This window comes from Pelatocladus sp., from assembly GCF_059505505.1.
In genome coordinates this window covers 1-4904 of sequence record NZ_JCACKS010000146.1, presented here as the reverse complement: position 1 = coordinate 4904, position 4904 = coordinate 1, and the positions used below count along the sequence as shown (strand labels likewise).

At 40.8% G+C, this 4904-nt stretch carries 6 protein-coding genes; 5 read left to right on the top strand and 1 reads right to left on the bottom strand.

Translation table 11 applies throughout. The features are described 5' to 3' along the window. Positions 1-63 precede the first annotated feature (63 nt). From AC5JMK_RS12585 to AC5JMK_RS12570, 4 genes are all read left to right on the top strand, one after another. Positions 64-459: a DUF309 domain-containing protein gene (locus AC5JMK_RS12585; RefSeq protein WP_495910227.1), complete on the top strand. Its 396-nt coding sequence runs from the start codon at positions 64-66 to the stop codon at positions 457-459. A gap of 130 nt (positions 460-589) precedes the next feature. Continuing rightward, positions 590-1084 (top strand): LptA/OstA family protein, encoded by a 495-nt coding sequence (locus AC5JMK_RS12580; protein ID WP_096678008.1) that lies wholly within the window; start codon positions 590-592, stop codon positions 1082-1084. Between the two features lie 119 nt (positions 1085-1203). Next, a complete protein-coding gene (lptB, locus tag AC5JMK_RS12575) occupies positions 1204-1932 on the top strand; it encodes an LPS export ABC transporter ATP-binding protein (protein ID WP_096678007.1) in 729 nt (242 codons plus the stop codon). A 141-nt stretch (positions 1933-2073) separates the two neighbouring features. Beyond that, complete coding sequence (locus tag AC5JMK_RS12570; protein ID WP_096678006.1) at positions 2074-3189, top strand: LptF/LptG family permease; 1116 nt, start codon at positions 2074-2076, stop codon at positions 3187-3189. 115 nt (positions 3190-3304) lie between these two features. On the opposite strand, the gene AC5JMK_RS12565 is transcribed toward AC5JMK_RS12570, so the two are convergent. Further along, positions 3305-3925 carry a CP12 domain-containing protein gene (locus AC5JMK_RS12565; protein WP_096678005.1) on the bottom strand — a complete coding sequence of 207 codons (621 nt, stop codon included), beginning with the start codon at positions 3923-3925 and terminating at the stop codon, positions 3305-3307. A 241-nt stretch (positions 3926-4166) separates the two neighbouring features. On the opposite strand from AC5JMK_RS12565, the gene AC5JMK_RS12560 reads away from it, so the two are divergent. Continuing rightward, the gene (locus AC5JMK_RS12560; RefSeq protein WP_495910226.1) at positions 4167-4877 is read left to right on the top strand and encodes a hypothetical protein; all 711 of its coding nucleotides are present in this window, start codon (positions 4167-4169) and stop codon (positions 4875-4877) included. Positions 4878-4904 lie beyond the last annotated feature (27 nt).

Here is a 4904-nt window from a genome sequence, read left to right as displayed (position 1 = left end):
AATCCAAAATCCAAAATCCAAAATCCAAAATCCAAAATCCAAAATCCAAAATCCAGTTAGACGATGACTAATGACCAACCCCAGCAATTTTGGCAAGGCGTAGAACAATTTAATGCTGGGGAATTCTATGCTTGTCATGATACTTTAGAGGCTTTGTGGATGGAAGCAACAGAGCCAGAAAAAACTTTTTATCAGGGAATTTTACAAATAGCAGTAGCGTTATACCATCTGGGTAACAGTAATTGGCGGGGTGCGGCGATTTTGTTAGGAGAAGGTAGCAACCGCTTGCGACGTTATTCATCAGTTTACGGTGGCATAGATGTAGATGAGTTATTAGAACATAGCGCTGCGTTATTGAGAACATTACAACATACAGAACCAGAGAAACTAGCCACAATGATATTGGGCGATGAGCAAGCATTACCTTTACCGAAGATAGTACTAGGGACTGAAGATTAGTAGTCGGCTAAAGTGGCGAAACCTTGAGTTTGTGGCGAACGTCAATATATTACAGCTAGTAATGATCCTGACATACTCTAGTAGTAGAGATAATTGGAATACAAGCTGAAATCTTACATTCTAAATTGCTATGATCTCTTGGTATCAATTACTTCCATTGCCAATGCGTCGCTTTGGATTAGCCTTAATGCTGCCAGCTGCACTTTTTAGTGCGATCGCATTTCCTAGTCAACTACAAATTGCTACAGCCCAGACACCAGCAGAAAATCGTCCCCTGACTATCCAGTCTGATGTACAAGAATACGACGCCAAAACACAAGTAGCAACTGCTCGCGGTAACGTACAAATGGTGTATGAAGCCAGAGGAATTCAGGCTACAGCAGCCCAAGCCCAGTATTTCAGCAAAGAACGTCGCATCGTTCTAAGTGGTAATGTTTACATTTTGCAACAGGGTGGCAATAGTATTCGGGGTGAGACAGTAACATACCTGATTGATGAGGGGCGATTTGTTGCCCAACCAAAAACAGGTCGTCAAGTAGAATCTATCTACATAGTCAACGATACTCAAGAAAATCAAGCAACCACACCCGCTCCCAACACACCTCCTCTTCAGCGTTCTAAATAAATTAGAATTTAGTGGTTCGTAAGGGCGTAAAATCATGCGCCCATACAGTTAATTTATGTAGTTAGTTTTTAACAAACACTACTCATCAATTTATTAACAAGCAACAAAGCACACAGAGCGTGAAAATTGTCCTAGAAAATATTCGCAAATCTTATGGCAAGCGAGTTATTGTCAATCGCGTCAACGTTTCTGTTGCCCAAGGCGAAGTGGTTGGGTTACTAGGGCCAAATGGTGCTGGTAAAACTACGACATTCTACATGGCCACAGGTTTAGAAAAACCAGACCGAGGAACTGTATGGTTGGATCATCAGGACATTACTGCATTACCTATGCACAAAAGGGCGCGATTGGGTATTGGTTATCTAGCCCAGGAAGCTAGTATTTTTCGCCAATTGTCAGTACGAGATAACATACTGTTGGTTCTGGAGCAAACAAATGTACCTCGCTGGCAATGGCAACGGCGACTAGAAACATTATTACAAGAGTTTCGTTTGGAAAAAGTAGTTAACAGCAAAGGAATTCAACTTTCTGGAGGTGAACGACGGCGGACGGAATTAGCAAGAGCATTAGCAGCTGGTACAGATGGACCAAAATTTTTACTTTTAGATGAACCTTTTGCAGGAGTTGACCCCATAGCAGTTTCAGAAATTCAATATCTCATTGCACAACTGCGGGAGCGCGATATGGGAATCTTGATTACAGATCACAACGTTCGGGAAACCCTGGCCATTACAGATCGTGCTTACATCATGCGCGAAGGTCAAATTCTTGCTTCTGGCAACGCCGACGAACTCTACAATAATTCCTTGGTGCGCCAATATTACTTAGGTGATAATTTTCAGGTTTAGTCAATGGTCAAGAGTCAAGAGTCAAAAGTAATTGACTCTTGACTCTTGACTCTTGACTCTTGACTCTTGACTCTTGACTCTTGACTCATGGCTAAATCTAAATCTTTCCACAAACTCAATTCCCTGCTGTCCATTTCCATAATGGATCGCTACCTTGCTAGCGAATTAATACCACCATTTTTATTTAGTTTTGGGATTTTTGCTTCCCTTGTGTTCACGGCGGATAGCTTATATGAATTGCTGCGAAAAGTAGTTCAAGCAGGATTACCACTAGAAATAGGCTTAAAGGTTTTTTTGTTAAAGTTGCCACGTGTAATTGTTTATGTTTTTCCGATGTCAACACTGCTAGCAACTTTGATGACCTACAGTCGGATGTCGGGGGAAAGTGAACTAATCGCCCTACGTAGTTGTGGTGTAAGTGTGTATCGCATGGTGCTAACTGCCGTAGTGATGAGTTTCTTAGTCGCAGGAATTACATTTGTTGTCAGTGAACAAATTGCACCAGCAGCTAACTACGAAGCTACTGTTACTTTAGATCGCGCTCTCAAATCTGATAAGCCAACATTTAAGCAAGAAAATATTTTCTATCCCGAATATCAAAATGTGAAACAAGCAGATGGCACTAAAGAAAGAATACTGACACGTCTGTTTTATGCTGACAAGTTTGATGGCAAGCGCATGAAAGGCTTGACACTCATAGATCGTTCTCAAGAAGGTCTCAATCAAATTGTTGTAGCAGAATCAGGCGAATGGAATGGTTCACAAAGCGTTTGGGATTTTTATAACGGTACGATCTATTTAGTTGCACCCGATCGCTCTTATCGCAACATCGCCCGATTTAAACATCAACAATTACAACTTCCCCGCACACCATTAGATGTCGCAAACAGAAGCCGTGACTTTGAAGAGATGAATATTGCTCAATCAGTAGAACAACTAGAAATAGAAAAAATTAGTGGTAATGAGCAAAAAGTTCGTCAACTGCGAGTCCGAATTCAACAAAAAATTGCCTTTCCCTTTGCCTGTGTTGTCTGTGGTCTAGTCGGTGCTACTGTGGGAACAATACCCCAACGTACAGGTCGAGCAGCCAGTTTTGGGGTTAGTTTAGCAGTTATCTTTACTTACTACACAACATTACAAGTCGCCCGTACATTAGGAGACACAGGTTTTCTTTCTCCCTTTGTCGCAGCTTGGCTACCCAATTTTTTGGGGTTAGGACTAGGTTTATTTTTACTAGTACGTACAGCACGGCGATGAGATTGGGGATTGGGGATTGGGGATTCTCCAGAGGAGACGCACTCGCGTTCGGGGATTGGGGGACAAGGAGGACAAGGAGGACAAAGAAAAAAACTAATGACTAATGACTAACTAGTCAATCTTCATAATAAATCCGGCATTCTGGTGCATCTGGGTTGGCTGCACAGTATTGCTCAAATGATGTTTTGGTAAATGCTATATGTCCAGCTTTTTGATGGGCTGCTTCTGCTTGGATTTCTTCTACTGTCACCCAGGCTGCGGCACATTCTGAAGATAATGTACCGTAGAGAGAGCAAATTGCGCGAGCATCTGCGATCGCTTGTTGAATTTTGTCTTCTAGTAAAACTGATTGTGGCTTTTCTACAAAATCACTTTTGGTGAGAATATCGGTGACAGAAATTATTCCTAACAGCTTACCTTGAATTACGGGCGCTCTGCGGATACCTGTGTTGGCAAATAACCGCGCTACATATTCTACAGCCAATTCGGGATTAACGATAATGCAGGGCTTGCTCATAATTTCGTAGATACGTACTTGTTTAGGATCTTTGGCATAGGCTGTTACTTTATAGATAATGTCTGTCTCCGTAACAATACCGTAAGCATCATTCTCATGATTGCGTTCCACAATCAAAGCCCGCAATCGTTTTTCCTTCATCACACCTACTGCTTCGGCGACTGTTGCTGAACTGCGGATGCTAGCAACTTCTTTGGTCATAATGTCTTCTGCTTTCATGCTTTTTGCTCCTGTTGAAGTAGAGTCCAACTTTTGCCCAGCCACAAGCACTAAGTTAGAGCAGATTTAATTTCGAGATGATATCGAAACTGACAGAAGGAGGGAGAAAGGGAAAAAACCGTTTTGATGCAGTTAATTGTAAATTTTATACTCAGAGTTGTTTATCAATAATGACTAAATAACTATTGAGGGGCTAGGATGAGATTCCTAATCTTTCTCCCTTAATTTCATCAGATTTACCATGTCAGGTCGTCGCAACCCTCCCACCTACTTACGCTATCTTAAAGTCAGTTTATGGAATTTGGCTCGACCTAGTTTTTGGGGAACAGCAATTTTTTTAGCCGTGGTAGGATTGGCAGTTAAAGAATACTGGAAACAGCCAGATTTGTTTAATTTTAAGCAAGTTAAGCAACCTGAAGCAAAAAAGCCTTTATCTTCTTCTCTTTCGGAAGAAGATAAAGCCATTGCTGCTGATATTGATAACTTACCAGTTCTATTTTATGAATTTGCTCATGGAACTCTACCTTCCACAGCAATTAATGTGAAGCAAAACACCAAGGTAGACAATAGCAATACTATTTTAGAAAGCTTAAGCAAACAAAAAACAACAGCCACAGATGCTAATTCAAACTCTGGCTTGAAGCTTGTAAATTCAGCATCTACGCTAAAGCTAGAAAATCCATTTGTGTCACAAACAGAAAATTTATTACAATTCAAAGATTCTCAGAATAATAGTCAGCCAATGGCGTCGTCTATTCAAACAGATACAATGCAAATCTCTACTAATATGAGGATGTTACTAACTAATTCTGTCAACTATAACCAAAATACTGCTATAGTTAGTCCCTTACAAACGGCTCTCAATCAATCAACCAATCAAAGTTTGTTTTTGGGAAATCGTACAACTTCAAATCAGACAGACTCATTAAGCTGTTATGCATTTAAATTGTGATGACAGCGTCGCCTTTATTTTTGAGTT